Annotated in this window: 26 protein-coding genes; 4 read left to right on the top strand and 22 right to left on the bottom strand. The window is 52.9% G+C overall.

What is annotated here, in order from left to right; all coding sequences use genetic code 11:
• Positions 1–921 carry a DNA-methyltransferase gene (locus ACNRUY_RS03695; RefSeq protein WP_488110295.1) on the bottom strand — a complete coding sequence of 307 codons (921 nt, stop codon included), beginning with the start codon at positions 919–921 and terminating at the stop codon, positions 1–3.
• Entirely contained in the window at positions 921–1,229 is a 309-nt protein-coding gene (locus ACNRUY_RS03690) for a ParB/Srx family N-terminal domain-containing protein (protein WP_488110294.1), read from the bottom strand. The genes ACNRUY_RS03695 and ACNRUY_RS03690 overlap by 1 nt, the downstream gene beginning before the upstream one ends.
• Before the next feature lie 159 nt (positions 1,230–1,388).
• Between ACNRUY_RS03690 and ACNRUY_RS03685 the strand changes: the two genes are divergently transcribed.
• Positions 1,389–1,514, top strand: a complete 126-nt coding sequence (locus tag ACNRUY_RS03685; RefSeq protein WP_488110293.1) for a hypothetical protein — start codon at positions 1,389–1,391, stop codon at positions 1,512–1,514.
• Here the strand turns inward: ACNRUY_RS03685 and ACNRUY_RS03680 are convergent.
• The 9 genes from ACNRUY_RS03680 to ACNRUY_RS03640 all read right to left on the bottom strand — a co-directional run bounded on the left by ACNRUY_RS03680 (position 1,504) and on the right by ACNRUY_RS03640 (position 6,367).
• Positions 1,504–1,773 carry a hypothetical protein gene (locus ACNRUY_RS03680; protein ID WP_488110292.1) on the bottom strand — a complete coding sequence of 90 codons (270 nt, stop codon included), beginning with the start codon at positions 1,771–1,773 and terminating at the stop codon, positions 1,504–1,506. The two genes, ACNRUY_RS03685 and ACNRUY_RS03680, sit on opposite strands and share 11 nt — an antisense overlap.
• Before the next feature lie 65 nt (positions 1,774–1,838).
• Positions 1,839–2,216 carry an HNH endonuclease gene (locus ACNRUY_RS03675; protein ID WP_488110291.1) on the bottom strand — a complete coding sequence of 126 codons (378 nt, stop codon included), beginning with the start codon at positions 2,214–2,216 and terminating at the stop codon, positions 1,839–1,841.
• 145 nt (positions 2,217–2,361) lie between these two features.
• Positions 2,362–2,667, bottom strand: coding sequence for a helix-turn-helix domain-containing protein (locus tag ACNRUY_RS03670; RefSeq protein ID WP_488110290.1), 306 nt, complete (start codon positions 2,665–2,667; stop codon positions 2,362–2,364).
• Positions 2,664–3,110, bottom strand: coding sequence for a type II toxin-antitoxin system HicB family antitoxin (locus ACNRUY_RS03665; RefSeq protein WP_488110289.1), 447 nt, complete (start codon positions 3,108–3,110; stop codon positions 2,664–2,666). Before ACNRUY_RS03665 ends, ACNRUY_RS03670 begins: the two co-directional genes overlap by 4 nt.
• A gap of 19 nt (positions 3,111–3,129) precedes the next feature.
• Positions 3,130–3,351: a type II toxin-antitoxin system HicA family toxin gene (locus ACNRUY_RS03660; RefSeq protein WP_488110288.1), complete on the bottom strand. Its 222-nt coding sequence runs from the start codon at positions 3,349–3,351 to the stop codon at positions 3,130–3,132.
• 21 nt (positions 3,352–3,372) lie between these two features.
• Positions 3,373–4,266, bottom strand: coding sequence for a hypothetical protein (locus ACNRUY_RS03655; protein ID WP_488110287.1), 894 nt, complete (start codon positions 4,264–4,266; stop codon positions 3,373–3,375).
• A gap of 280 nt (positions 4,267–4,546) precedes the next feature.
• A complete protein-coding gene (locus ACNRUY_RS03650) occupies positions 4,547–5,371 on the bottom strand; it encodes a hypothetical protein (protein WP_488110286.1) in 825 nt (274 codons plus the stop codon).
• Positions 5,368–5,679: a hypothetical protein gene (locus ACNRUY_RS03645; protein ID WP_488110285.1), complete on the bottom strand. Its 312-nt coding sequence runs from the start codon at positions 5,677–5,679 to the stop codon at positions 5,368–5,370. The genes ACNRUY_RS03650 and ACNRUY_RS03645 overlap by 4 nt, the downstream gene beginning before the upstream one ends.
• Positions 5,680–6,004: 325 nt before the next feature.
• Entirely contained in the window at positions 6,005–6,367 is a 363-nt protein-coding gene (locus ACNRUY_RS03640; RefSeq protein WP_488110284.1) for a tRNA-dihydrouridine synthase, read from the bottom strand.
• Positions 6,368–6,634: 267 nt separating this feature from the next.
• On the opposite strand from ACNRUY_RS03640, the gene mnmC2 reads away from it, so the two are divergent.
• Together mnmC2 and mnmC1 are read left to right on the top strand one after the other, a co-directional pair.
• The gene (gene mnmC2 / locus ACNRUY_RS03635) at positions 6,635–7,363 is read left to right on the top strand and encodes a tRNA (5-methylaminomethyl-2-thiouridine)(34)-methyltransferase MnmC2 (protein WP_488110283.1); all 729 of its coding nucleotides are present in this window, start codon (positions 6,635–6,637) and stop codon (positions 7,361–7,363) included.
• A complete protein-coding gene (gene mnmC1 / locus ACNRUY_RS03630) occupies positions 7,360–8,640 on the top strand; it encodes an FAD-dependent 5-carboxymethylaminomethyl-2-thiouridine(34) oxidoreductase MnmC1 (RefSeq protein ID WP_488110282.1) in 1,281 nt (426 codons plus the stop codon). The genes mnmC2 and mnmC1 overlap by 4 nt, the downstream gene beginning before the upstream one ends.
• Before the next feature lie 220 nt (positions 8,641–8,860).
• Here the strand turns inward: mnmC1 and msrA are convergent, their stop codons facing one another.
• From msrA to ACNRUY_RS03590, 8 genes are all read right to left on the bottom strand, one after another.
• Entirely contained in the window at positions 8,861–9,508 is a 648-nt protein-coding gene (gene msrA, locus ACNRUY_RS03625; protein ID WP_488110281.1) for a peptide-methionine (S)-S-oxide reductase MsrA, read from the bottom strand.
• 23 nt (positions 9,509–9,531) lie between these two features.
• A complete protein-coding gene (locus ACNRUY_RS03620; RefSeq protein WP_488110280.1) occupies positions 9,532–10,425 on the bottom strand; it encodes a transporter substrate-binding domain-containing protein in 894 nt (297 codons plus the stop codon).
• Positions 10,426–11,161: 736 nt separating this feature from the next.
• Positions 11,162–12,364: a phosphatidylinositol-specific phospholipase C gene (locus ACNRUY_RS03615; protein WP_488110279.1), complete on the bottom strand. Its 1,203-nt coding sequence runs from the start codon at positions 12,362–12,364 to the stop codon at positions 11,162–11,164.
• 247 nt (positions 12,365–12,611) lie between these two features.
• The gene (locus tag ACNRUY_RS03610; RefSeq protein ID WP_488110278.1) at positions 12,612–13,415 is read right to left on the bottom strand and encodes a M23 family metallopeptidase; all 804 of its coding nucleotides are present in this window, start codon (positions 13,413–13,415) and stop codon (positions 12,612–12,614) included.
• A gap of 256 nt (positions 13,416–13,671) precedes the next feature.
• The gene (locus tag ACNRUY_RS03605; protein ID WP_488110277.1) at positions 13,672–14,478 is read right to left on the bottom strand and encodes an SDR family NAD(P)-dependent oxidoreductase; all 807 of its coding nucleotides are present in this window, start codon (positions 14,476–14,478) and stop codon (positions 13,672–13,674) included.
• Positions 14,475–15,557 carry a hypothetical protein gene (locus ACNRUY_RS03600; protein ID WP_488110276.1) on the bottom strand — a complete coding sequence of 361 codons (1,083 nt, stop codon included), beginning with the start codon at positions 15,555–15,557 and terminating at the stop codon, positions 14,475–14,477. Before ACNRUY_RS03600 ends, ACNRUY_RS03605 begins: the two co-directional genes overlap by 4 nt.
• Positions 15,554–16,822 (bottom strand): sulfotransferase family protein, encoded by a 1,269-nt coding sequence (locus ACNRUY_RS03595; protein ID WP_488110275.1) that lies wholly within the window; start codon positions 16,820–16,822, stop codon positions 15,554–15,556. Before ACNRUY_RS03595 ends, ACNRUY_RS03600 begins: the two co-directional genes overlap by 4 nt.
• A gap of 5 nt (positions 16,823–16,827) precedes the next feature.
• Positions 16,828–17,673, bottom strand: a complete 846-nt coding sequence (locus ACNRUY_RS03590; RefSeq protein ID WP_488110274.1) for an SDR family NAD(P)-dependent oxidoreductase — start codon at positions 17,671–17,673, stop codon at positions 16,828–16,830.
• 148 nt (positions 17,674–17,821) lie between these two features.
• Here ACNRUY_RS03590 and ACNRUY_RS03585 point away from each other — a divergent pair, with 148 nt between their 5' ends.
• Positions 17,822–18,457, top strand: coding sequence for a TetR/AcrR family transcriptional regulator (locus ACNRUY_RS03585; RefSeq protein ID WP_488110273.1), 636 nt, complete (start codon positions 17,822–17,824; stop codon positions 18,455–18,457).
• 264 nt (positions 18,458–18,721) lie between these two features.
• Here ACNRUY_RS03585 and hemG read toward each other — a convergent pair whose 3' ends face one another.
• The 3 genes from hemG to ACNRUY_RS03570 form a co-directional block, all read right to left on the bottom strand.
• A complete protein-coding gene (gene hemG, locus ACNRUY_RS03580; protein ID WP_488110272.1) occupies positions 18,722–19,279 on the bottom strand; it encodes a menaquinone-dependent protoporphyrinogen IX dehydrogenase in 558 nt (185 codons plus the stop codon).
• Between the two features lie 74 nt (positions 19,280–19,353).
• Positions 19,354–20,520 (bottom strand): glycosyltransferase family 87 protein, encoded by a 1,167-nt coding sequence (locus ACNRUY_RS03575; RefSeq protein ID WP_488110271.1) that lies wholly within the window; start codon positions 20,518–20,520, stop codon positions 19,354–19,356.
• 386 nt (positions 20,521–20,906) lie between these two features.
• Positions 20,907–26,066, bottom strand: a complete 5,160-nt coding sequence (locus tag ACNRUY_RS03570) for a hypothetical protein (protein ID WP_488110270.1) — start codon at positions 26,064–26,066, stop codon at positions 20,907–20,909.
• Between the last annotated feature and the right edge of the window lie 99 nt (positions 26,067–26,165).

The raw sequence follows: 26,165 nt of genomic DNA, 5'->3' as shown, positions 1-26,165 counted from the left end.
TCAGGCCACCTGTTGCTCTTTCATAGTAAAGGTCTGTCCTGTGTTTTCATGCACCGCGTCCTTGCCGGTGAAGGTCTGCCAGCGCCGGAGAATGACGTCACAGTATTTCGGGTCAACCTCCATCAGCAGCGCCTGGCGTTTCAGTTTCTCGCAGGCAATCAGCGTGCTGCCGGAGCCACCGCAGGGGTCCAGCACCCGGTCACCTGCCTGGCTGGAGTGGGTCAGCATCCGCAGGATCAGTGACACCGGTTTCATGGTGGGATGTTCTTTGCTCTTCAGCGGCTTGTTGGCACGCAGCAGGGTGGACTGGGTCCGGCCGCCGTACCAGCAGTGAGTCTCACCTTCTTTCCAGCCGTACAGGATGGGTTCGTGTTGCCAGTGGTAGTCCTGCCGGGACAGGATGATCTGGTTTTTTATCCAGATCAGGGTCTGCGATAGCTTCCAGCCACTGTCGACCAATGCCTGGCGAAAACCAACGGACTGGCCATCAGCATAAGCGACATAGATGGGCGCGCCCGGTTTCACCACGGCATAGCAATGGTCAAACAGGGCACGCAGGAATTGATAGAAGGCAGCGTCGTCCATATTGTCATTCCGGATGGTCAGCTGCTCTTTGGTGGCACCCTGGTAGTTCACGTTGTAGGGCGGATCGGTCCAGACCATGTCCACCGAATCGGCACCGACCAGTGTTTTGACCTGCTCTTCACGGGTGCTGTCGCCACACATTAACCGGTGGTTGCCAAGCAGCCAGACGTCACCGGACAAGCTACAGGCAGGCAGCTCCGGTTCCAGGTCAGGCGCCTCATCATCCGCCTCGGATTCGCTGATGTCGTCCGGCATCATCTTCTGCCAGTCGTCTTCACTGAATCCCGTAAGCTCTACATCCATGTCCAGCTCGCGCAAGTCGGACAGCTCCAGCATTAACAGGTCTTCGTCCCACCCCCCCCTTGTTCGGACAGTCGGTTATCTGCAATTCGGAAAGCGCGCTTTTGTTGGTCATTCAGGTGGTCCAGGACAATGCAGGGTACCTTCTCCAGCTGCAGCAGTTGCGCGGCTTCAAAACGTCCATGGCCTGCAATGATTTCTCCACCGCTGTCGATCAGCACCGGGTTGTTGAATCCAAACACTTCAATGCTTCTGGCAATCTGCTGCACCTGCGCCGCATCGTGCTTTTTGGCATTGCGTGGGCAGGCTTTCAGGTGGCTTATATCAAAATCTTTTACTTTCACTGGTTTTTAGACCAATAAACGACAGAAGTTGCATGCGTAAAAATCTGACTGCGGCCGAACGGTCTTGCGCACAGGTGGTAGAGATTTGACCTCCCCCTCCCCGGCCTTGCGAATATCCAGCCTCATCGGTAGACTGTCGCGCCGCGCTGGAGCCACGCCATGAACCTGAACGACAGCCCGATCACCCTGCGCCGACTGAACCGTCGGTGGACACTGGTCTGCATCACCTGCACCGTCGCTGCCCTGGCCATCGGTGTGTTCATTGGCCTGCTGCTCAGTCCGTAACCTCGTCCAGCTTCATCACCGGCCGCAGTATCTTCATGGGCACGTAAGGCCTGGCCTTGATGGTCTTGCTGACCTGATCAGCTTTGGGTATGCATCGCACGGCCATCACCGACTGGTCCGGCCTCTGGTAGACCAGCACGTCCAGGTTGTTGTCCACACACTCGTCCAGGGCGGCTCGCAGGTGCGGGCCGGTCATTGACTGGCTGAGCCAGGTACAGGCACTGCATAACAACAATGAAATGGTCAACAGTGCTTTCATAACAGGATCGCCACCCACCGCTGCGGCTAATGCAGTGGTGCATTCTTTGCGGCAGGTGGCGAAATTCAGTACCAGGCCTGGCGTTCCCCCACCGTCTTGCGGTCATGGCAGCGCTTGCACAACGGCTGCCAGTTATCCCGATCCCAGAACAGCGCAGCGCTGCCCTTGTGGGGCACGATGTGATCGACCACCGTGGCCGCAACCAGCAGACCGCGTTCGGCACAGGTGCGGCAGAGCGGCTGGTCTTTCAGGAACAGCCGCCGGGCCTTCTGCCAGTCAGCGCCATAGCCTCGCCGGTAAGCATTGGGTCGCTTGCGGTCGCTCTGGCGTCGCTGCTTCGGGTCCGGTGGCGGTCGCCGGTGCTTCGGGCAGTATCCCTGACGGTCAGAAGTGATCGCCGGGCAGCCCGGTTTGCGACACGGTGTGGGGATTCGTCCAGGCACAAAAAAAGCCCCGAATGAGGCTTTGAAGTAAGAAAGTAGTCAACTCAGTTAATCAAACAGGTAAACAGCAGGCGCTATCTACCTAGCGTAGGGAAAGAGTGTAGGCTTAATTGACGGCTTTTCAAGTACTGCTGGTTATAAGTGATTAAACAAGATCATCCAGATCCACCTTCAGTGCCTGCGCCAGCTTCTTCAGGGTCTCCAGCGATCCCTGCTTGCTGCCGTTTTCAATCTGGCTCAGCAGCGATGCCGTAATGCCGACCCGGGTGGCCAGGTCGTTCTGCTTCAGGCCTCGATACTCGCGCCAGACCCGCACCGGGTTCTCATTGAGCAGCCGGTCCACCACGCTGGCCGGGATCAGCTCATCCTCGCCACTGGCCAGTGCAGCTTTGGCTTCTCGATAGGCCTGGGCATCGTCCAGGTCTTCCTGTATTTCCAGTTGAGTATTCACAGCCGTGCTACCAGATCATCCTCAACACTGATCACCAGCCGTTTACCCATGGCATGCAGCACTTCCTCAATGCTCTGGATTTTTGAACCGGCATGGGGGTCCATCAGGGTACGGATGAACTTCTCGTTTTTACCGACCTGCGCTGCCAGCTCAACCTTTTTGTGATTTCTGCGCTTTTGCTCACTGTAAACGGCCGCCTTGGCCGCCATCAATGCTGAGGGCGCTACCGGATAAACATTGACCGCCAGCATGTCGCCTGGCACCGGCAACGTTTCGTTGCTGTCCAGGGTGGTAGCAATCAGCTCATCCAGGCAGTCAGCCGCTTCAGACAACGCTTCAGCAAGCGTCTCGCCATCCGTGCCGCCCCAGCCAAAGTCATGGAACTTCACCAGATAGCGGCCATCCTCATCACGGCTTACGGTGGCGGGATATTGTATTCTCATGGTTGTGACTCCCGGGGGCTTAAAGCCCCTCTATATCGTCTTTGTTCAGCCCAAGGTCTTCCAGCATGCTTTTCAAAAGACCTGTCCCGATTTCCTTTTTGGGGTCCTTCATGGTGGTGCGGCGGTCGCCCCAATACAGCGTGCCGTGTGAACCTTTACCTCTTGCCTTGAGCAGTCTGAGCTGTTCATCTCTTATCCTCGCCAGTTTCCTGAGCTTCTTAAGCAATTCGTTGCCGTTCATGAGGTTATTATACAACACATTTTATCCGATTACAGCCTTTTTTCGGTTGTTTTTATCCGTATTTAACAGTTTATCAAACGGAAGGGAAGACTGCAGACCAGACCACCGGAACACCCCGCCGCTCTTCTCGATAGTCCCCTCGTCCGCCAGCCTCTGAAAATACCGCCGCACCTGCTTGTCCGGATAGCCCTGGCGGATGCAGGCACGCTGGCTGAGCACCGGCTCGCCGTTATCCCGCCGGGTCAGCTGCATTTTCCGAAAGGCCGGATAGCTGCTGGACAGGGTTTCGACATTGCCGGGCCGGGAAGGCCGGGAAGCTTCCTGTTCCGGATCAGGAAGGTTTGTCGGCAGGAACAGCCAGCCCAGCACATCCACCAGTATCGCCAGCAGCAACACCACGGCAGCGGTGACCCACGCCAGCGGCACACCGGTGAGGCTCGCCAGCAGGTTCAGCGCCGCCGCCAGTTCGGAGACCTCCGGCGATGGCAGGCTGGCCAGCTGTTCACGCAGCTGTGCATTGCGCTGCTGAAGAGGCAGGGCGTGGTTCTGGATGCGGTCCATGGCCAGGTAAGTCTCGATGGCCTGGTTGTTCTGGCGGATTTCGGTGGCCACCAATAGGCGCTGCTGCGCAATATGGTCGGTCTGGTCCGCCTCAATGCTGACAGCACGGCCAATTCCACCGGCGGAACCGAGCACGGAAACGCTCACCAGCGCGGCGGCAATTATTGAACGACGGTCGTATAAGGCGCACCATTTTCCCAGTTCCAGAACCACTGCCACAGCGGTCAGAATCAGGACGGTTGACCAGCTATTGGCCACCGAGGTCAGCAGCAACACCGACAACACTGCGCTGAGCACGGCGGTCAAACCAAAACCAGCGTGCCGGATAAGAGCCTGTGAAAAAATCCCATTCATAATTAATTCACTATTTTCTTCGTATTTAACTCGGTATTTGTTCTAAAACACAATGCCTTGCGACACTAAGCGCACAGACGAAAATGAATTAATTCTTTAATTTGCTTAGGTGTGTTTAAAAAAACACGCTTAACGGTTATTAAAAATTGAATCCTTTATAACCGTTTTAAAACTGACCGAATGTTTTACTTTTAACCATCCGTTCAGGAAATTTTGCCCATAAAATTGTCTGATTAAGTGGTCAGGTGTATCGGTTTTCAATACCGGTTTTTTTGTTAAGTCATGGTCGTTTATCAAATCCATCTGAACCCACATTTTTCACCTCGGCAATATCAAAACTGGACAGTGGTTCAACCTCAACCGACAGCTGTTCTTTGTACCATCGGACAATGGTGCCGCCATGACGGTGGACAAAGTCCTCAAACACCTCCGCCACCAGGGACTCCGTCATGCCCTGCTGGCAAAAGCGGTTAATCAGGTCAAGGTGCTGCGGGTTGCGCGGGGCAATGGCCAGGCGCGTCCGGATAAACTGGTAGATCAGTGGATGGCACGCGAGGTACTGGGCGGCGTGGATTTCAGGCGTTTTACAGTGTTTTTCACTAAGACCAACGTTTGTTTGAATTACAGGTATATAAGAGTTAATAGAGGGTGTGTCTGTATCCTCTACAGACTTACTCTCTGTAGGGATACAGCTGTTTTTATCCATCACTTCTATATCTTCTTTATCTTCTTTTATACCTGTAAAACTAGTACTATCGTACAAGGTAGTAGAGGATTCCTCTGAATCCTCATTAACTGACTGGTTAATCAACACGTTTAATAACTGTCTGTCCAGTCGAAACCACAACCGGATGCCCGTATTCAGCCGTTCACGACGTTCCTGCAGCACACCCAGCTCCCGAAGCCGCTCACGGGCCTTCTCCTGCTGATAGCGGCTCAGCCAGGTCTCGGCCTGCCATTCATCCCGCGTCTTGTAGAACCACCCCTGACGCCGCTCTACGACGTCCCGGGTGGACCAGTACAGGCACTGGGCCAGAAACCGGGCGGTATTGGCGTTGCCGGTCAGCCTCACCTGCTCATCGGTGACAAACACGCCCCTGCTCATACGCTGCCCTCCAGAAACCGCACCCGCGTCAGGTCAATGCCATAGCGGCTGGCGAAGTTCATGACCGCCTGTGGGGATTGCAGCGTCTTGGCCGACCCGTCGCTCTGGTAAACCAGAAAGGCGTCCTCAGTGACCCAGGTGCCATGAATAACCGGCACCAGGTGCAGGTAGAAACCACGTTTCGGGTAGCCGTCATTGCCGCCTCTGGTGACGGTCAGCCCGGCAAACTGCTGGAGTGCAGGGTTGGTCAGCTCATCCACCGCAGCGCGCATACGGCGCACGGTGAGGCGGTGGTTCATGTAGCTCATGCCCACCTCCAGCCGCAGACAACGGCGCCAATGCGCCCGGCCAGCTCGACAGCGTCGGGATAGGAGTCAGCAGGGATATGGGCGTAGCGAAGGACGGAGGGCGTGCAGGTGTCGGCCAGTATGGCCAGGGTGAAGGTTTTCATGGTCATGCCTAATTTTTGAGTGATCCGCTTCAGCGGTAATTACCAGCTCACTCTGGCCATTAGGCGTGGCCCCCCGGTTTTTTTCACGCGTGGTGATTATTCCCCGGTGTCACAGGTAATCGTGCTGATCGTAAATCAAGACTGCTTGAGAGGCAATCTTAACTGCAAATTATGGTTCACGCCTAATGTTCAGAGCACATAAACGACAGGTTTTTCCTTTTGTCGTTTTGTGTAGGATACCAATCTTTAGGGCAGCCAAAATTCAAATCAATGCCCGGCGACCCCAGTTTCACCGCTCTGGCGGCATTAAGGGCCATATACTCCGGGTTGCTACCTAACAGCTGAAGCCGTACAGGCGTTCCGTTGGATGTGCGGCTCCCCTGCTTCAACTCCGGGCAGGTGCGATAAAAAACCCGGTTGGGCAGCAGCGTATCGGTCACCCGGACAAACTCGGTAACGCACAAATCGAAGGTATTGACTGCGGTCAGCAGATCCCTCATATCATGATCCATAACGCCTTCCATCGGCGCCAGTATCAACCGCATGATTCACCTCATGGCTATTATTCAGGCAACAAAGGCTCAGACAATAAAGGGTCCGGAGTTCTTCAATCCCGGAGCCAGAAAGAAAACGGCGCATTCTAGCCTGTTGCGGGTGGTGATGAAACCGACATTTCCGTTATCCTTTTTCAGTTCAACTTAACCTTTTTGCGGTTTAATTGCGCTTTACCCGACCAGACACAACCACTATGCTTCTTCGTTTTTTCCTTTTCTTCATCAAAGCCGGATCAACGTTCTCCAACACTGAACTCCATGACAGAAAACGCCATCACCACCGCCCGCCTGGACTGGGAAAACCACCAGCCGATTTCCCGCCAGTTTGACGATGTCTACTTTTCCCGGGCATCCGGTCTTGAGGAAACCCGCTACGTTTTTCTTCAGCAGAACCGGCTGCCGGAGCGATTCGCCTCACTGGCACCGGGCCAGACCTTCACCATTGGTGAAACCGGGTTTGGTACCGGGCTTAACTTTCTCTGCGCCTGCCAGCTGTTTCTTGAAAAAGCGCCCCGGAACAGCGTTCTCCATTTCATCAGCACTGAAAAATACCCTATGTCCAGGGAAGACCTGGCCAGAGCACTGGCGGTATTCACCGAACTGGAACCTCTGTCTCTGGAGCTGACCCGCCAGTATCGGATACACGAAGAGGGGATTGATCTTGCCTTTCAGGGAGGGCGGGTGAAGCTTCAGGTACTTCTGGGAGATGTGATGGACACCCTGCCTGGCCTGAAGTCGAGGGTCAACTGCTGGTTTCTGGACGGTTTTGCGCCGGCCAAAAATCCACAAATGTGGCAACCGGAGCTGTTCCGGCTGATGGCAGAGAAAAGCGACACAGGCGCTACTTACGCAACTTTCACGGCAGCCAGAGTCGTGCGGGATGGCTTAAAAAGTGCCGGGTTTTCAATCAACAAACTGCCTGGCTTTGGTAAAAAGCGGGATATGATCGCCGGATCGCTGATTGAGCCGGGTGGAAAGCAGTCATGACAATCCCCCAGCCTCAACCCTGGTTTGAGCCTTATAGACACCATAACCCCGATAAAACCGCCACAGTGATTGGCGGTGGTATCGCGGGCACCAGTACCGCATGGTCACTGGCCAGACGAGGCTGGCAGGTAACCCTTATTGAGCAGCACGAAGCCCTGGCCCGTGAAGCCTCCGGTAACCCTCAGGGGATTCTTTATGCCAAACTCTCGGCAGACAGTACACCTCTGAGTCAGTTTATTCTGAAGGGCTACCAATACACACTGTCTCTGCTGGAAACATTGGATCTGCCTGAACATGAATGGCAAGCCTGTGGTGTGATCCAGCTGGCCATTGATGATAAAACCAGGCAGCGATACCAGTTGCTGAATCAACAACATCCGGACACTCTGCTTGAGTTCCTGAATAAAGAACAACTGTCGGACATCGCCGGACTCCCTCTGGAGCACAGTGGTCTTTTCTTTCCTGGCTCGGGCTGGGTTCACCCTCCTGCCCTTTGCAGAGCTTTGGCAAGTCACCCCAATATCCAGGTATTGTCGGGTTGCAGTGTCGACGCCCTTGAGAAGCACGACAGTGGATGGCTGATTAAATCCGGGAACCAGCCCCTGGCTGACAGCAAAACAGTGGTGATCGCCCAGGGGACTGCCAGCAATTCATTGCCAGCCCTCCAGCACATTCCACTGAAAAGCATCCGCGGCCAGATTACCCAGGTAAAAAGCACCGTAAAAAGCCGTCGCCTGACCACCTGCGTCTGTGGCGAGGGCTATATTGCCCCCTCTGTTGCTGGAGGAGACATTGATAGCCCTGACAGCTTTCACACCACCGGAGCAACCTTTAACTTTGGCGACAACAGCCCTGTTGTCACTCACAGGGATCATCAGCAAAACCTGGACATGCAGGCTCAATGGTTTCCCGCAATCTACCAGGCCATGGGGGCAGAACAAGCTGAAATTACCGGAGGAAGGGTGGGCTTTCGCTGTACGACGCCGGACTACTTGCCAGTGGTTGGGGCCATCGTCGATTATGATCGGTTTATTGAACGATATGCGCCATTGCGCAAAAACCGGAAGTACCGTTTTCAGGAAACACCGGACTATCTGGAAGGGCTGTATATTAATGCCGGCCATGGCTCACGGGGGATGATTTCCTGCCCTCTGTCTGGAGAGTTACTGGCGGACAGGATTACCGGGCAGACGAAAGCCCCCATTCCAGCCCCCCTGATGAACGCCATTCATCCATCAAGATTTCTGGTAAGAGACCTGGTGCGCAACAAGATATAAGTGTATGGCGCAGCACTTCAAGTACTTTACACATGGCGACAGAAAAAAGGCTGAACTAACCTGATCATTATTCCAGCAGGCAGTGGTTTTTCCTGGTTCAGGAAGATTGCAGCACCACTGGCTGCTGGGAGTCAGTCGATCCCATGGAATGACTGGCAGAATTCGTTCAGCAAACTGCGTCCGGGCACCCGACACTCGTTAGGGCTGCCCGTTTTTTTTATCAGCGGCTGCTTTCTGCCGGAGGCAGGCACACCCCCGTCCCCCCAAGCCCACAATACCCACCCGGATTTTTCGCCAGATACTGCTGGTGGTACTCTTCCCCATAATAAAAAACCGGGGCTTCCCGGATTTCAGTGGTCACAGAAGAGTATCCCCCCTTCTGAAGAGCCTGCTCATACTCAAGACAGGTGCGCGAAGCCTGATGGTATTGTTCTGCGGTGGTGGTATAAATCACCGAACGGTACTGGCTGCCAACATCATTCCCCTGCCTCATGCCCTGAGTGGGGTCATGGGACTCCCAAAACACCTTGAGCAGCTCTGCCACAGAAATCATGGCTGGATCATAAACCACCATCACCACTTCTGCGTGGCCAGTACCGCCGGAACACACTTCTTCATAATGGGGATTGGGGGTACTACCACCGGCATAGCCGACAGCGGTTGTGTACACCCCGGCCAATTGCCAGAACCGTCTTTCCGCTCCCCAGAAGCAGCCCATGCCAAGATACAGGGTCTCGAACGCCTCAGGAAAAGGAGGAACCAGAGGATGACCGTTAACAAAATGGGCCTCAGGCACCTCCAGGGGCGACCGGCGACCGGGAAGCGCCTCTTCAGAGCCAGGCTTTTGCTGCCGGGAAAAAAGTGTCATGGCTGAGTCTCCTGTAATGCTTCTCAGTCTCCGGGAGGCTGATTATCCTTTGTCGCTTCCGTAAACCAGTAATCACGACGCTGCTGCAGCCACCCATCCTCCAGGCGCTGAACAATCCAGTTGTTCAGGACATTGAGACTGTCCGGATCCCCTTTACGAATGGCAAAAGCTTCACTGTAGCGTTGAAGCTGACTGTAAACAGGCATAAAAAACTGCCTGGGATAACGTGCCGCAAGCCGTTCAGGAACAGGGGTTGTGGCCATTGTTGCATCGGCTTTACCCGATTTTATCGCCTCAAGAACCTGAGTTTCAGAGTCTACCAGCAATACCCTGACCTCTGGAAACCGCTCACGGGCCAGGGCAACGGACACCGTATCCTTCACCAGCACCAGGGTAACAGAGGGCTGGTTAACGTCTTTGAGGGACTCCAGCTTCCTGGGCGAATGCCGGCTGACCAGCAGCTGAACTCCTGAGTTCGAATAGGGAAGGGTAAAATTCACCTTCAGGTTCCGTGGGGTGGTCATGGTCAAGCCACTGATAATGATATCAATCTTTTTATCCAGCAAAGCCGGCAGTAACGATTCCCAGGCAAACTCCGTAAACGCTACCTTCACCCCCAGCTCAGAGGCCAGCTTGCGGGATACATCGATATCGTAGCCATACAGCTGACCGTCCGGCTTTTTCATGACCCAGGGTTCAAAAGTAGCCAGACCAACCCTGAGTACCCCCCTCTCAACCACCTGGTCGATCAAGGCTTCCGACGCTGCAGGCAGTATTCTGTGCCTGACGCTTTCTCCCCCCCCTGCCCCCGGAACCTGAGCAAGCACCGGGGAACAATACAGCACCACCGCCACCAGCAACATCATAACCATTTGCAGGCGTTTATTGTTCATTGTCTGAAAAAGCCCAATATTCATTCCATATCCATCAAATGCTTCCCGGTAAACAAACCGGCAAGCCAGTGTATAAATGAAGCCTTCTTGTAAAATAGGTGTCGTGCAGCGTGACATCAACCAGACCTGACCAGAAAGCCAGTTATTTCAGATTAACAAAGAGGTAGTGCCCCTTCTTTTATTCTCGATAAGCTACAGAAATATCAACCCAATTTAAATGCACTTTCGTACAGCTATTAGCGATTATTGAGGGCTCCAGGATTTTCAGCACCTGAGATCACTTACACGACAAATAGTTGGCAACCTTAAGAGGGATTGTACCACAGGAAGGGAGAGTGGAAGAGAGGAGCTGGTATGATGGTTGTCAACATGCAGGAGGGTAAGAAATATTATTGGCGGCCTGGTTTGGGGATTTTTTCCTTCATACCAGAGTTTTTCGACCTCTTGTTTTGCTGCTTGGATGTTAGCGCCTGTGTTTGCAATAACCACTCGCTTAGCCCTCTCAGGTTCACCACGCGGCATAGACGTCAGTGCATGCATGCCTGAGAGTATCCACGGCGAAGAAAAGAGGGCAATCTTTACTTATCAACGGCCTCTGTTTCGGCTTCGGCTTCACTCTACCTACCCAACCCATGGAGTTAGCTGGTCTTTTTTCAGGCATGCCTGATGCCGATCTTTCCGTTTTCTTCTGAGGTGAGGTGTGATCGCTCAACGGGCGTACTTGTGCCCACATGCAATCAAATGACCATAAGTGTTTTAGTTAATTTGTTGATAAAAACCCAGCATTCGACTTAATTATGGAGTCAACATTAGCATTATCACTGCCATGATTATTATAGAAGTCCAGCATGATAACACCGTACCTTCTTTCACCTGCTTTTCCTGCCAGATAGGGTTCAAGGCATACATTCAGTGCAGGCTTAACACCATTACCACCCCACGCATATTGGTAAGGTGTTCGGGCACCATGAAAAGAGATACTGTTATAGGTGATATGCATGATACCGTCGTCGGGCTTATTAATGGCCTTATTCAAACAGTCTTGCACAACTTCTGCTTTTTTATGGGTATCGTGTTGCTGGTACTGGTCTTCAATTTCAAATTTGACCCCATCCGGTGTTGTTAAACTGAATGTTTTATTTTCTTCCCAGCCCTCTGAAAGGTTTATCCCCATAATGCCAGCCCCTTCGATTTTGAACCTTCGAAACAAAATTATCTTGCCTCTTATTTTATCCAAAGGGGGAATAACGCCGTCTAAATAGAAGAGCCCCTTGTACTGATCCTGCGCGAGATAGGTTTTAAATCCCGCTTCAATGTCACCGCTATTCTTCGTAGCTGCGTCTATCAGCATAATGATGGTTTCTCGTTTATTTTCCCTCAGGAAAGCAGTGCAGCTATTGAGAACTTCTCCAAAACTAATTTTACAGCTTACAATCCCATGCATGACTTTAAGAGGATCACCGCTGTTTTTTTGCCTTGTCACCCTGATATCCAGGAAACGAACACCGTCTTCCAACTGTTTAGCTATACCGAAGTTCTGGGTATTTGCTGGGCCGGGGCCAATCTTCTCAGTACCAGAGTCATGGGTACCAGGGATGGAAAACTTGTCCAGCGTCAGAGTACCATCGAGACTGCTCATCCATTGAGGGTTTGCCTTAAACCAATTTGAAAGATATTTGTTATCAGGGGATCGAGGGTACACAGAAGCACCGGCCTCAGTTAATATATCAAGCTTTTCATTAGCACTGTCCCAGACAATATAGTAAGTACCATTCTGATTAACCGCATGACGATAGTGCTTCCCGTCTGGCTTTACATTTTCGCGTTTAACTCCCAATGTATAAGTGGCTCCCCAATCATAAGCTCCCTCTTTTCCTGGTTTGACAACCGCTTTGCTTCTTCCGCCTTGGCGCCAATAATGAACATCCCAAATTGTGCAGTTCCTTACCGTTAGCGTTCCCATATAATTATCCTTTTGAACGTTTGGAATTCATTGGGCAGTTCAATGGCTTGCCATTAAAGATATTCCCTTAAGGCGTAATATTACGTTTGACTTTAACAAGGGTATAATTTCGAAGCTTATATTGTTATCACATGTAGAAAAACCAATCCAGAGACTGCTATCTCAACCAGGACCAACATCATTACAGTTTGATTGAGAAATGTGGGCTTTTTGCTGTGGAGATTATCCCGGCAGATGGAAATATTGTTTAAGGTAACGTAAGAAGCGCCGGGTCCAGTCGCTTGTCAAACCAGTTATAGCGCCAGTCCAGATGGGCGCCGGTGGCACGTCCGGTGGCTCCGACCAGGCCAATCACCGCCCCACGCTTTATGTGGTCACCGGGCTGGACGGATACTTTACTCAGGTGAAGAAAGCTGGAAAACAGGCCATGGCCGTGATCCACAATAATGGTGCCACCGGAATAGTACAGGTCCGGTGACGCCAGCCGGACCACTCCATTGGCCGGGGCAATCACGGGAGTTCCTGTAGGCACGGCAACATCCAGGCCATAATGGGGCCGGCCGGGCTTACCATTGTAATAACGCTGGCTGCCATAAACACCACTGATCCGCCCTTTCACAGGCCAGTCAAACCCCTTGAAGAAATCCCCCTGCCGGGTATCTTCCCGACGGGCCTGACGCACCTGCTCAGCTTCCTGGCGAATGCGGGACAATACCCTCTCATCCGGGGTCACATATTTACGGGCGATGCCGGACACCCGCTGAATATTGTAGGTACGTGGCTTCAGGGTTAATGCTACTCTCTGCGAGGAACCGTCGGCTCTTGTTTCCCGGTAAGACTGTTGCAACGCAGCATCCCGGCCAAAACCAATAATGAAGCGGCCATCCGGTGCCACCCGCACCTCCCGCTCCTGATAGAAAATCCGGCTGTCCGGCTGAGTCTTTCCCACCAGAATGCCCCCAGGGGTCAGCTGGCTTTTCAAGCCCTGAGCAAAACCGGGCAGAGCCCAGCTCAGGATAACGGGTAGCAGAAAGTAAACGACTTTTTGCATCTTGGTTGATGACCCATCCCGTTGACATCCATTGATGACCATTTTCCTGACAGGGAAACACCCAGAAAGGTGAAGCTGGCGTAAACCAGCTCCCCTGCAGAAACACATAAGAAATCAGTAACACGGAAATGCTTTAACTGGCAAGGGTTCTGTTGCGCTTCGCTGCGCTCAGCAGCAACCTGCGGCATTCCAGAATACATTTTGGAATACCCCCTGATTGCAGGCCTTGCGTGGGTTGCAGCGAAGCGCAACACAACTAACCCTGGTAGTAGCTTTTTATATTCGCCAGGTCATACCAGCCACCATTGGCTTTGTGGCCACCATCCACCTGGATGACCGAACCATTGATATAGGAGGCATGATCGGAGGCCAGAAACAGAACGGTATTGGCAACATCTGCCGTTTGTCCAACCCGTCCTGCCGGCACGTTTGGCAGATACCCCTTCAGAATGGCCTCATTGGCAGTAATGAACCTGGAGTTCTCTGTTGCCACCATCCCCGGCGCCACCGCCAGCACCCGGACGCCCAGGGCGGAAAACTCCTCAGCCGCAATTCGCGTGAGGTGCTCTACGCCGCTTTTGGCGCTGACATAATGCCCAAAGCCGATGGCCGCCAGGGAAGCAGTTACCGAGGAAATATTGATGATTCCCCCGCCCTTACCCTGGGCGCGAAAAAACAGCCCCTGATGTTTAATCCCCAGAAACACGCTCTTGAGGTTCAGATCTACGTACTGGCTCCAGTCCTTTTCCGTGATTTCCAGTAACGGCGCAATGGGCGCACCACCCGCGCAGTTTACCGCAACATCCAGACTGCCACAGTTTTCTTCAAGGGTGGCCATCAGTGCCTGGTGCTGGGATTCCCGGGTAACATCGCACAGGGCCGTTACGCATTGATCACCCAGCTCCTCCTGCAGGCTTTTCAGGCCATCTTCATAAATATCAGCTGCCAGCACTTTTGCTCCGTGGCGGACAAAAGTGGTGGCAATTTCACGGCCAATGCCCGACGCCGCGCCGGTCACCAGTGCCACTTTTCCAGTAAAATCCATAGTCATTGGAGAAGTCATGACAAGTCCCTTATTTTTTTCACAGTGACTTCGGGCAGAGAGGGCTCCTGCTCTGACTTAAGCCAGCGCAGGGAGAAAACGCCCTGGCCATGCCCAGCGGTATCCAGCCAGTTGGCAACCCCCGGGTTTTCACCGGCAATCACCAGGGTATAACTGCCATCTCCGTTGGGAGCCGCAGTGTGGTGGTTCAAATGACAGTTAATGGTCGTGTAGTCCAGGGATTCACACCACACATTCGCCAGCTGCAGGCCCCAGTAGACAAAGTTATCCGTGGGGGTAAGGGTGATGACCAGAGCCTCATCAGGCTCAAGCTGCCAATACCCCGGCATATAATCAATATTCTGGTCGCCGGCAGCATTCCTCTGGTTTCGTCCGGCGTAGAAGATCTGATTGGGCATGCTCGTCAACAGACGACGGATAACAGAATCACGGCCGGTCCAGAATTTACAGAACCCCATGGCACTGTCGAGGTTTTCCACGAGCTGCTTCCCGGTGGTTCGAACCTGGTTCTCCACCGGTTTTCCATCAACCCGTTTAATGGCAATTTCCGCGAGCTGCCAGTCTGCCCGATCCCGTTTGAGAAAGGTTTGCCGGTAAAACACAAAGCAGGCATCTTCCTCCAGGGGCAGCCAGTGATCCCCTGAGGGTTCACCTCCCAGTAGAAAGTCAAAATACCCCTGGTCATCCGCCATGGATTCCAGCTCGACCTGGGACAACATCCGATGCCCCCCTTCTTCCATATGGGAAGTCTCAATGCCAAAGCCGTTGTACACCGCGTCACCCAACTTCCCCGTCACCCGATACTGGTGCCCCGACGACACTCTGGCCCGCAGGTAGTAGTTATCAGGGTTATCCAGAGTCAGCTTTCTGATCTCATCGGTGTCGCGATACCACTCAGGGTGCAACGGGTCGTTTTTGTCCAGCCACATCAATGAAGCCGTGCTGAACAGGCGGTTCAAATATTGAACCCCTTCAGCCATAACGCTCTCATCATCAACCGGGACCTGTGCCCAGAGGGATTCCACCAGCTGCTGCTGAAAGGAAACCCACTCCTGGTGTTTCTCTTTCAGTGCATTCATCCGGTCACTTCCCATGGCACATTGAAATACTCGATATAACGGTCAAAGCTGGCTTTGGCCGAGTCCATATCATCGATGCCCAGAATATCGACGCTGTATCGATTCACACCTTTGCTGTGCTGTGGGCGGCTTTTCAGGTACGCCATACAGGCATCCAGCGTCGCCTGGTCACTGGACAACTCCAGCTTTTCCAGAACCTCCCTGAGGGCCGACTCCGGAGAAACCATAAAATCAGCATACAGCAGGTGGGCCATCTGGTTTTCCGGTGAACGTTCATCCAGCTGAGTGGCCCATTGAAACAACATGGGCAAACCGGCCAGGGCCATAGCGGCCAGCTCTTTGACATTAAAAACCTGGTCAGAACGGCTGTAAGCCAGGGTTGCCCTCATATTCACCCCGGAGGCCAGGGTTTTGATGGGGTCCCGATGGGTCCAGACTATTTTGGCATCGGGAAAAACCGAACGGATGGTATCAATATAGAAATTATGGGTCGGTGTTTTTAATACCCAGCGTTTCCCTTTCGCCTCATCCCCCCGCAGCCACTGAATGGCTTTCAGGTAACGGCGGTAATATTGGTAGCTGTAGGTCTTGTCACTGCCCATCATCCATTGCTGGTAGCCCGGCACATTCAGAACCGCATTACCGAAATAGTCCGCACAGAAACTGTAAATCAGCACCCAGGCGCACTCCTGGGCCATATCCCGCCCCATCTGGTGCATGGCTTCCAGCTCCGGTGCCGGGCCATACCAGTTATGGGCCACCGCCTGCCAGGCTTTGTCTTTCTCCGCTTCCGCAAGATCGTCCGGCATCTCATAAGCCCAGGGGGAGCGCATCTCCCAGCTACTCAGGCTCTGGTGACAGGATGCTGCAGCCAGGCTCTCATGGACAATACTGGTCCCTGAGCGCCCCATACCACAGACAAACACCGGTTTTTCAATAACTTCGTCGTCTATTTCCGGATGGCGACGGTAAAGATCTTCCAGCCATAGACGACACTCCAGGGCATTGACGATCTCATCCCGGGTGATCATCAAGCCGACGGGGTTCAGATTGGCTTCATGCTGGACAGACCAGAGCAGTTTATCCAGGGCCTCAACGTAATCAGGTTCGCCAAAATCGTTGAGCCCTCCCCGGCGGCGTGAGGCCTCATCCAGCAGGGTCTCTTTTTCCATGGAGGGAAAGCCAGCTTCAGGCCAGCCGCACTCCCTCAACGAGCGATTCACTTCTTCAACCCACTGGGGGCGTGGTTGTGGTTTCCAGTCCATGGCTTTCACTCCCCTTCCTTGACAGGCTGTTTAACCGACTGTTTTACCGGCTGATACTCCAGCCCATAAACCGCGGCAGCACCGCAACTGAGAGTTTCCACCGCCCGGCGCCGGTCCGGGTGAAATAACAGACCGGCAATCGCACGGTTTTGTTCACCGGCAATCCACAAAGGACCGTTCCCCAGGTTCTCAAGGCCTTCCCGGGCCACTTCTTCCGCCGTCATCACCTGGCTGTTGCCGGAAAAGTCAAGACTGCTGCGGGAGGCGGCAGGCGTATCCGTGGCACCCACCACCAGACTGAGCACATCAATGTTGTCCGGAGCCAGATCGTGCCAGAGTGCCTCAGCAAACACATGATCAAACGCTTTGGTGGCGCTGTAGGAAACAACGTGGGCTGACCCCGCCAACCCCACCATGGAGGTCAGGAACATCATGGCACCCCGCTGGCGCTCACGCATTTTCCGGCCAAAATAATGGGCCATCATCAGAGGTGCATCACAATTCAGTTTGACCAGAGAGAGGGCCTGATCAAGATCGTTATCCAGAAACCGGGCATGACCGTGGGTGGCACCGGCGTTATAGATCAGCATCCCCACTTCCAGGTCATCACACACCGGACGTATCGTCTCCAGCACTCGATCGGAGCAAAGGTCGACCGCGATGGTTTTCACCTGAACGGAAGGAAATTGCTTTTCAATGCCCGCCGCACACTCCGCCAGGGGCTCCTTCCGGCGAGCCAGCAGCACCAGGTTGACCCCTTCGCTGGCCAGCTGGTGGGCAAAAGCCTGACCAATGCCCTCTGACCCCCCTGCGATCACAGCCCACTGACCATAACGCTTTAATCCAGTCATACCGCTTTTCTCCATTCTCCCTGAGGCCACCTGTTTGCGGTGGTCTGATTGTTATTTACATTTTGTCAAAAGCGAAGTTAACACTTTGTAAATAGGCTGACAATATGTAAAATAAAAATTCATTGGAACACTGATCAGGCCCTACAGGATGATTGCCCATCAACAGACAAAAGAAATGCCGGATGCGGAAGCAACGCTGACTGGAAAATCCGCCGACCTGCGTCGGCAACAGTTAATTGCGGTGGCCAGTGACATCATCGCTTCAGAGGGCTGTGAAAACCTGAAACATTCCCTGATTGCAGCGCGTGCCGGCTGCACCCGTCCCCTGGTCTATCGCTACTTTCCCAGGAAACACGATATCTACATTGCCATTACCGCCGATTTTTACGACGCCCTGGATCGGCAACTGTCCCTCGACATCCAGTCCAGTGCCATTACAGGAATGTCTTCGGGTAATAGCGAGATAGCGGAAGCACTGATCACCACTTTGTGGAAGCTGACAGAAAGCAAAGGTCTGGCAGCCATATCCCTGCGCAGCGCACCGTTGCTGACCCCGGAATTTGCCGGTTTTCTGGAAGAAGTGCGCCGTCGCTATGAACATCGCTGGGTGCAGGGCTATCAGGCGCTGGGGTTATCCCGGGAGGACGCTGAGCTACTGATCGACAATTGCATTTGCTGCCTGCGAAACGGGATTTATCACGTGCGAACGGGCAGGCTCACCCAACCACAGGCTCTGGCTAAAGTGCAGAAGACCCTGAAGGCATTACTGGCATCCGCGGTTTAATAAGAGAAGTCCCTGGCAAAAGCGTTAGCTTCCTGCTGACTCAATCAGCCAAGGGGAGGGTGCCTGTTTTTGACTTTTGCCAAAACCAGGGAATAGGATAGGTATCGTGAATAACAATAAAAAAAACAGGAACTCCCCATGGACAACATAATACTGGCTACCAGCCTGATCATGCCTGCCGTGTATGGTTTTTCCATTCTATTTGCCCTGGCCTTTGGCCGTGACCCGGAACCCTTTCGTTCACCGGCCAGGAAATAACCCGGCTCAGGCCGCGTCAGTGACCAGGGCCTGAAAGTCCCGATCGATCTGCGCGGCAAAATCCCTGACCCGCTTCCAGTCCGTAAACTCGGTATCCTGCCGGGTGTCCGTGGGACCACCGGTGATCTTCATGATCAGCTGAATCATGACCTTATCCAGAAAGCCATAACGGGTATAAAGCAGCGCCCCGGCAAACACCTCTACCCGGTCTGGCGTCCAGGGTATCCGTTTCAGGAATTTCTGCAGGTAACGATTATTGAACGGCTGGCTTCGTTCCGGTTTTCTGGCCGTAAGGTTGGTGGAGAAGAAGTAGCCCGGCATCTTTGCCAGAGCCTCCTGATGCTCGTGGATAAACTCGACAAATGCCTTATGGTGCCTGCCATACCGGATAGAGCAGCCAAGAATGACGCCGTCGTATGACTCCAGTGAAAAGTCATCAGCCAGTTCATCAATAGAGGCAATTATGACACTGTGGCCGGACTGCTCCAGACAGAAGCCAATCCGGTCCATGATTTTACGGGTCTGGCCCTCACAGCTCATGAATAACAGTGCTAAACGGGACATATCTACTCGTTACAGCCTACGACAAAAATTGCCTACATAATAACCAGAAGCCCAGTAAAAGGCCTTAACCTGGATCAATGAAGTGGCCGGTTTCGGAAAAGCCTTATCAGAATAAATGCAGAAAAAACCGTCGCCATTAATGGCGCCATCCAGGCATTGTATTCTGGCGTGACCAATTTCGAGAGATCATAGGAGAACAGGGTACCCACAATCAACAGGCTGATCAGCCAGACCAGCGCTTTCCCATGAGCCCGGTTGATAGCCACTGCCAACCAGTAACCCAGCAACGGCGCCATCAGGGCAAAGTCATTGTTTTCATTCCTGGGGTTAAACAGCATCAGGTAGCACACCGGCAGTGCATAGAGATAAAAAGCCAGGGTCTGTGGATCTGACTTCTGTTTCACCCTCCAGGCCAGAAGCAGGGTGACCGGTGCCAGAACCAGCCGAACCCCATGCTGAAGCAGGTCAGGAATGTAAAACCCGAACACCTGGGGAAAAATCCCGAAAAAGCTGGCCCAGGCCGCTTTCTTGACACCGATGTCCACCGTCACCAGCAGGTTCTCAACAAACGCCACATGCTGTGCCCAGACATAGTCAAAATGACTGAACAGCACCGGTATCCAGAAAGCCAGCAATAACCCAATGGGCAGGCGCCAGTACATTGGGCGGAAAAGAGCCCCCGCCAGCAGATAAAAGACAATAAAGGTAGGCTTGAAGATCAACCCAAGCGTCATAAACACCGCAGCCTGCCACCAGCGCTCATGGAGCAGGGCCATCACTGACAGGAGGGTCAGGCCTATCAGGCCAATATTGGTCTGGCCGTTTCTGAAACTGGAAAACCCGATCAGAACTATCACCAGGGTCATCCAGGGAAAGGCACTTTTCTCTCCCTGGCGCTCCATAAACTGACAAAACTGCAAAAGCCCCCAGAGGAGCAGAAACATCTGTACCAGGCGCCCTGCCAGCTCAGACAGCCAGACCGGCAGAGGGGTCAGCCATGAGTAGAGAAAGGCAAATTCAGGCAGATAAAGATAACCGTGGCCATGGGAATAAATACTTTCTCCTGCCAGCCACTGCTGACCGGCCATAAGATAATTCCCCGCCACTGTCCGCTCCAGGGGAGCAGTGATGCATTTGACCGTCAGCAGTACCAGCACCAGCAACCACAGTCCCCAGGCCCGTTTCTGCCCGGGTGTCGCCTGATTCCAGCCCCCTTTGAGGGAGCAACCCCATGAATTCATCAATCATTCCGGTTAAGTGAGTTGTGCCAAGGGTAACACATCCGTTTTCAACAAGTTTCACTAGGGGGCGTTATCAACTGAACGTCTGGTCAGTTGGTCACACAAGCGCTCAGGCAAGGAGAATGACGCAGGGCATGGTATTCCCTGTTCAAGACATTCGACGCTGCATGAGCGCTTGTGCGGCCAACCCGAAGGGCCACCCCTTGCCTGCGCCATGCTGTGTTGCTCGCTGCTTATGTGGAATGACCACACTACGCAACTCGCGCCGGGCCTGGCGCAGGCAAGAGGTGGCTGACTGGTCGCACAGTTGATAACGCCCCCTAGCAGCCGCAGAAAAGAAAAGGGGCTCTTTAAGAGCCCCCGATTAGTCTAGAAAAAAGAACCGATTACGACACAGACGGGATAATAACAGGCTGTATCCGATAGGTTTCCGCCGCTGATGCCCCGGAATCCAGTCCTCCTGCTGAACCGCTATCAAAGGTTGCCATGGCACCCGTCAGTTTCGCCAGGCGAAGATGGTCAACATTGATCTCATCCCAGTGACCATCATCATTTGAAAGGTTCGCCACCTCCACCCGGAGCTGCTGGCCATCAGCCGCTTCATGGGCAGAACCATCAATGTCCATGGTCAAGGTGCTCCATTTACCATAATCGAAAAGCTCTGCCATTTGCGAAGCTGAGAAGTCAGCGGCTCCTATTTGCTGCTCCCCGGCCCATAAGCTGACCCGGGTACTGGAAACGTGACCATATCGATAGTTGGCCAGATCCACAGACAACTGATAGTCCGCAGAAGCATCAAATGTTTCCACCAGAGTCTGGCTGATGGACCCACCGTTATCAATGACCATCATATTGGTTCCGGAGGAGGCGCCACCATCGACGGCCCTGTTTTCCAGATCCTTGAAAGAAGCCGTATTCCCGCCCTGCAGCGTCCAGCCTGGTACGTCCCGTTCGAGGGTATAGTCACTGCTGATCACTCTGGATTCAAAAGAGGCATTTTCGATCACAATATTAATAACCGCACCAGCAACCTCCTTACTTGCAGGCTGAACATCCCCGGACGGCTGCCCCTGATCCACTGCCACAGCTTCAGTTATGAACGCTCCCAGTGCATCATCCTGAATCAGTTGATCACTGAAGCGGATGCCCTTAATCCGGCTCATGATCAGGTCACCGGCATTCGCTCCTTCAGGGGCATCAGCAGGGACGGCTTCTTTCAGCAGGATCTCGCCTCCCTGCTTCAGGGTCACAAAACGACTATCGCCTTCAGTAATGACAGAGACAGAAACATCAGACTGCTGTACATCAGGCAGGTTCATCACCATTCTGCCATCCCCTGCCAGCTCCCAACGATGCTGGTAAGTCGTACCCTGGCTGGTCGACCGATAATATTCAGCAACATCCTGAATAACGATTTTGCGCTCGTCACCGGCAAAAATGATACTCTCCGGTTGCCGGGTGAGCTCAACCCTGCCCCCCTCATTACTGATGATGGATAATCCATCGGAATCCAACTGCCAGTCCTCAATCGCCCCATGGAGCACCAGAGAGAAGCTGGCATTTTCAGAAGTATTGAGCTGGACCAGACTGCTCTGACCCACCTCTACAGCCGCAAACTCGCCTATATTGATAACGGTCTGCTCACTTCCCTGAGTCGTGTTCTGACTGACATCCACATAGTCCTGGCCCGCTCCGGTATCAATATCCGCCTGGCCTGAGAGCACGTGAATAACATCATTACCTCCTCCCGCCTGAATCGTTCCCCGGGCCATGCTGGATTCAATATAGTTGGACAGCCCATTGGCCTGAACCACTGAAGCGTCCGACGACGCTGAAAATTGCCAGATAGAGCGGCTGATCCAGTTAATAACCGAATTCTGGTTCAGTACCTGGTCGCCAATCCGAATCGTAGAAAAACGGCTCACAAAACTTTTTACCAGCTCAAGGGTCTGGGCATCGTCTGCCTGCCCCTGCCAGCCCGACAACTGTCGTCCTGACTCAACGTCTTCAAACAACACACTGCCATCGTCTTCTTTGATAAACTGGATTGAGCCGGTATCCGGGTTCAATACTGCTTTTATCTGATCGATTGAAACACCATCGATAGCAAGGGCATTACCATTATCTGTTTCATCAATAACCCCATGACCACCGGCCTTGATCTGAAAAATATCCTTACCTTCCCCACCGAATAAAGAATCAGTACCGCCATCCGCCACCAGCACATCATTACCCTGAAGACCTTTCAGGGTGTCATCACCGGCACCGCCAGAAAGCTGATTGGCTTGTGAATTGCCCACCAGCAGGTCATCACCGTCACCCCCTGCCAGACCTTCAACACTGGTCAGCTTGTCGATGATGTCATTGGTGGTCCTGTCCCGGGCAAAAGTGGTCATCCCATTGTCGTCCAGCTGGATATTCAGGCTCCGTTGCCGGTCTGATTCACTCAAGCTGTAATCGACTATATCAACCCCGTCACCACCGCTGATCGTATCAATGCCATCCCCCCCGGACAGCCGGTCATTGCCCTCACCACCGAAAAGGTAATCGTGGTCTTCACCCCCTAATAAGGTGTCGTCACCGCCCAGGCCGTAGAGATTGTCATTCCCTTTGCCACCGTAAATCACATTGCTGCCACTATCCCCCTCAAGAAGGCTGTCATCCCCTTCACTGCCGGTAATGTTTTCAAATTGAGTCAGGGTGGTTTTTTCCAGGGGATTGGCTGCAGTGGATGCTTCACCGCTGGCCAGTGATACAGAGACACCATCAAGCTTTGAAAAACCAACGGTATCGGAGCCTGCACCGCCATTTAAAACATTGGCACCGGTGCCACCATCCACATAATCATTGCCACCGCCAGCATGGACAGTGTCATTCCCGGCACCGGCAATAATCTGATTGGCACCCTCACTGCCAGTAATGGTATCTCCATGGGATGAGCCGACAACGCTCTCTATACTGACCAGTGAATCCTGCTCGTCACCCTCTGTGGCAACACCGGTCTCCAGATTCACTGTCACGGATGAACTGCTGTCTGCATAACTGACGGTATCGGTGCCTTCGCCACCATCCAGCGTCTTCTGACCGGCACCTGAAGCCCCCAGTACATCATCGCCACCATGACCTTCGAGAGTGTCAGTACCCTCTCCGGCAATCAGTACATTGGCTTTTTCATCCCCTTTCAACACATCATTAAACTGGGAGCCTATTACGTTTTCAATATTATTAAGGGAACCACCAGCACCGATTTTATCCATTAAATAACGATAAAAACCGGCAGCGGATTGCAAGTTGGCATTTGCGCCACCCGCCATGGACTCAAGGGTGCTTTTATCAATATTGATATACCCATATCGGTGATCAAACAGAAACAGAGTATTGCCATCCGTCAACGCCACCATATTCGTATAACCAAAGTCCTGGTTGAACTTCAGCTGGGAACCTCCAAGCACATAAACCTTTCGGCCATTCCGCTCTGCATCTCCCATGTAAGCGTCATAACCCGCCTTGATCTCGGCATCAGGTGCTTCATTCATCACATGATAACTCCAGCTTCCCGGGCCCTGGAATCCAGAGTGATGCATCGGGGAAAGGTAGTGCTGGTTTCCGTCCTCACTCCAGTTGATCCAGTCAATCATCGAAATATCGGGAAGGGAATCCAGCAAATAAAAGGCACTGAAATCGTAGGTAACCGTACCGAGTATTTCATCAACAACCACCGGCGGAAAATAGCGCTGGTTATAGAGCCCCTGATCAATATCTGAAAGCGATTGCAGATCCGGCAGTGCCCGGGCTTTTTGCTGAGACAGGTCTACGTCAAAACCAATTGCAGGCTCTTGTGCCGGAGCATAATGCTGCCAGTTACTCATATTGGCAACCGCCTTATAGGTCCCATCCCTGGAATCCCCCCACTTTTCGTTATTGGGCAGTTCCCAGTCAACGGCGAGAGACCGGGAGGCCAGAGAATCAAACATCTGCTCCACGCTCAGCGTATCTTGAGCACCTTCACCGCCATCAAGCGTATCCTGCCCAAGCAATCCTTTGATGACATCATTGCCTGGCCCCATATTGACAATATCATCCCCTAGCCCGGCACGTGCGGTATCGTTACCTTCGCCACCCTCTATAGTGTCAACACCGGTTCCCCCATCAAGAGTATCGTCACCTTTGCCACCAAACAGTTGATCATCACCGGTTCCGCCAATGATGATATCGTTGCCGCCATGGCCATAAATAATGTCATTCCCTTTGCGGCCATCAAGGTAATCATCATTTTCCCGGCCATTTAAGGTATTACCACTGGCGGTTCCATCAATCAACGCCATACGCACATTCGGGTCGTCATAGTATTGCTCTGCCTTTTCGGTCAGCGCTTTTCTTTTGGTTCTGACAAATTCGCGAAGATTATCAATGCCCTGCTGCTCGAGCCCGGCCTCTTCAGCGTCGATCATATATTCAAAGGCATCATACCCCTGCTCTTTAAAGACATTGGCCTGGTTATCTATAAACTGGTTAAACGCATCTGAATCAATGTAATTGTCCAGCTGCTCATTCAATTTTTGCTCCGGTGTCCGGTTATCCAGCTGGTCGGCAAAAAAGCCCATCAGGGTATTCACCCCCGACAGCACAAAGTTAACGCAGTCAAGAACGAAAGAAATGGCAGTACCAATGCCTGGAACAAAGTCACAGATCAGGCTGGCCACATCCAGAACCATACTGATCCCATCGATCGCAGCCATGGCGGCATACATGGCCCCACGGCTGGAATTACCACTTTTGAAGGCATTATCTGCGGCAAAGGCATTTTTGGTAATACTGACAGCCCCCATCCCAATGGCCATCATGCTGCCAACCACTGTAGCAAAGCCGACCCCCGCTTTGGTCAAGCCAGAAGAGGCGGAAAAACCAACATTGGCAATTTCTTTCTGCAACGCGGCTTTATTGAAAAACTTGGCAATTTTCTCTGCCGTCTCCCCACCCGCTTTTGTGGCAATCTTGCTGATAACAACACTGGACAGGGTATAGATGCCTTTTGTCACTCCCAGGGCGCCACCGGCTATGCGCAGATCCCGATCTCTACCCTCTTTTTCGGTCCCTGCGGCAATATTGATTCCCCCATGAACAACGCCAAACAGGGAGGTTGCCACCGTCGCGCCGGTAGACAATTTATCAAGGCCTTTTTGAAAAGACGTTTGATCCCCGGCCCCTTCATTAAAGTCATTTAACGAATTCTGGAGAGAGGCTTTCCAGTCGGGAACGCCATCCAGTTCTCCACTTCTGATCGCCTTGGCAAGCCTGCCATAGTTGTATTTATCAATAACCCCTTTAAGGTGAGTCAGGCTGTACCCCAGGTCCGCCCCACCCGTCAATGTACCGGGTAAGTCAACAACAAAACCACCGAAGGTTGAACCGGCACCCGAAATGTAGTCACTGTATTCTTCAAGTGTTTTTACCTTGCCATTCAACCCGGCATCAATAGTGGGCAGATCCGGAAACACTTCATCAACCGAGGGTAACACCAGGGCAAAAACATGATCAAGAATCAATCAGCCCAAGCACTTTCATCATATAGTCTTCATCCCAGCCACAGGTTTTACGTTTGTTCTTGATACCAGCCTTCACTGAAGTATCAAGCTTGAGAAGGT

The sequence above is a fragment of the Endozoicomonas sp. Z74 genome (genome assembly GCF_057680865.1).
Note: the sequence above shows the minus strand (reverse complement) of the source record. Positions and strands in the feature narration are given on the sequence as shown.

Coding starts and splice junctions, on each gene's coding strand:
- ACNRUY_RS03655 (WP_488110287.1), bottom strand. CDS start 4,266: ATGAATGGGATTTTTTCACAGGCTCTTATCCGGCACGCTGGTTTTGGT.
- mnmC1 (WP_488110282.1), top strand. CDS start 7,360: ATGACAATCCCCCAGCCTCAACCCTGGTTTGAGCCTTATAGACACCAT.
- ACNRUY_RS03645 (WP_488110285.1), bottom strand. CDS start 5,679: ATGAGCTACATGAACCACCGCCTCACCGTGCGCCGTATGCGCGCTGCG.
- ACNRUY_RS03605 (WP_488110277.1), bottom strand. CDS start 14,478: ATGACTTCTCCAATGACTATGGATTTTACTGGAAAAGTGGCACTGGTG.
- ACNRUY_RS03590 (WP_488110274.1), bottom strand. CDS start 17,673: ATGACTGGATTAAAGCGTTATGGTCAGTGGGCTGTGATCGCAGGGGGG.
- ACNRUY_RS03595 (WP_488110275.1), bottom strand. CDS start 16,822: ATGGACTGGAAACCACAACCACGCCCCCAGTGGGTTGAAGAAGTGAAT.
- ACNRUY_RS03600 (WP_488110276.1), bottom strand. CDS start 15,557: ATGAATGCACTGAAAGAGAAACACCAGGAGTGGGTTTCCTTTCAGCAG.
- ACNRUY_RS03665 (WP_488110289.1), bottom strand. CDS start 3,110: ATGAGAATACAATATCCCGCCACCGTAAGCCGTGATGAGGATGGCCGC.
- mnmC2 (WP_488110283.1), top strand. CDS start 6,635: ATGACAGAAAACGCCATCACCACCGCCCGCCTGGACTGGGAAAACCAC.
- ACNRUY_RS03685 (WP_488110293.1), top strand. CDS start 1,389: ATGAACCTGAACGACAGCCCGATCACCCTGCGCCGACTGAACCGTCGG.
- ACNRUY_RS03680 (WP_488110292.1), bottom strand. CDS start 1,773: ATGAAAGCACTGTTGACCATTTCATTGTTGTTATGCAGTGCCTGTACC.
- ACNRUY_RS03615 (WP_488110279.1), bottom strand. CDS start 12,364: ATGGGAACGCTAACGGTAAGGAACTGCACAATTTGGGATGTTCATTAT.
- ACNRUY_RS03650 (WP_488110286.1), bottom strand. CDS start 5,371: ATGAGCAGGGGCGTGTTTGTCACCGATGAGCAGGTGAGGCTGACCGGC.
- ACNRUY_RS03640 (WP_488110284.1), bottom strand. CDS start 6,367: ATGCGGTTGATACTGGCGCCGATGGAAGGCGTTATGGATCATGATATG.
- ACNRUY_RS03660 (WP_488110288.1), bottom strand. CDS start 3,351: ATGAACGGCAACGAATTGCTTAAGAAGCTCAGGAAACTGGCGAGGATA.
- ACNRUY_RS03585 (WP_488110273.1), top strand. CDS start 17,822: ATGATTGCCCATCAACAGACAAAAGAAATGCCGGATGCGGAAGCAACG.
- ACNRUY_RS03610 (WP_488110278.1), bottom strand. CDS start 13,415: ATGCAAAAAGTCGTTTACTTTCTGCTACCCGTTATCCTGAGCTGGGCT.
- ACNRUY_RS03575 (WP_488110271.1), bottom strand. CDS start 20,520: ATGAATTCATGGGGTTGCTCCCTCAAAGGGGGCTGGAATCAGGCGACA.
- hemG (WP_488110272.1), bottom strand. CDS start 19,279: ATGTCCCGTTTAGCACTGTTATTCATGAGCTGTGAGGGCCAGACCCGT.
- ACNRUY_RS03620 (WP_488110280.1), bottom strand. CDS start 10,425: ATGAATATTGGGCTTTTTCAGACAATGAACAATAAACGCCTGCAAATG.
- ACNRUY_RS03695 (WP_488110295.1), bottom strand. CDS start 921: ATGCTGGAGCTGTCCGACTTGCGCGAGCTGGACATGGATGTAGAGCTT.
- msrA (WP_488110281.1), bottom strand. CDS start 9,508: ATGACACTTTTTTCCCGGCAGCAAAAGCCTGGCTCTGAAGAGGCGCTT.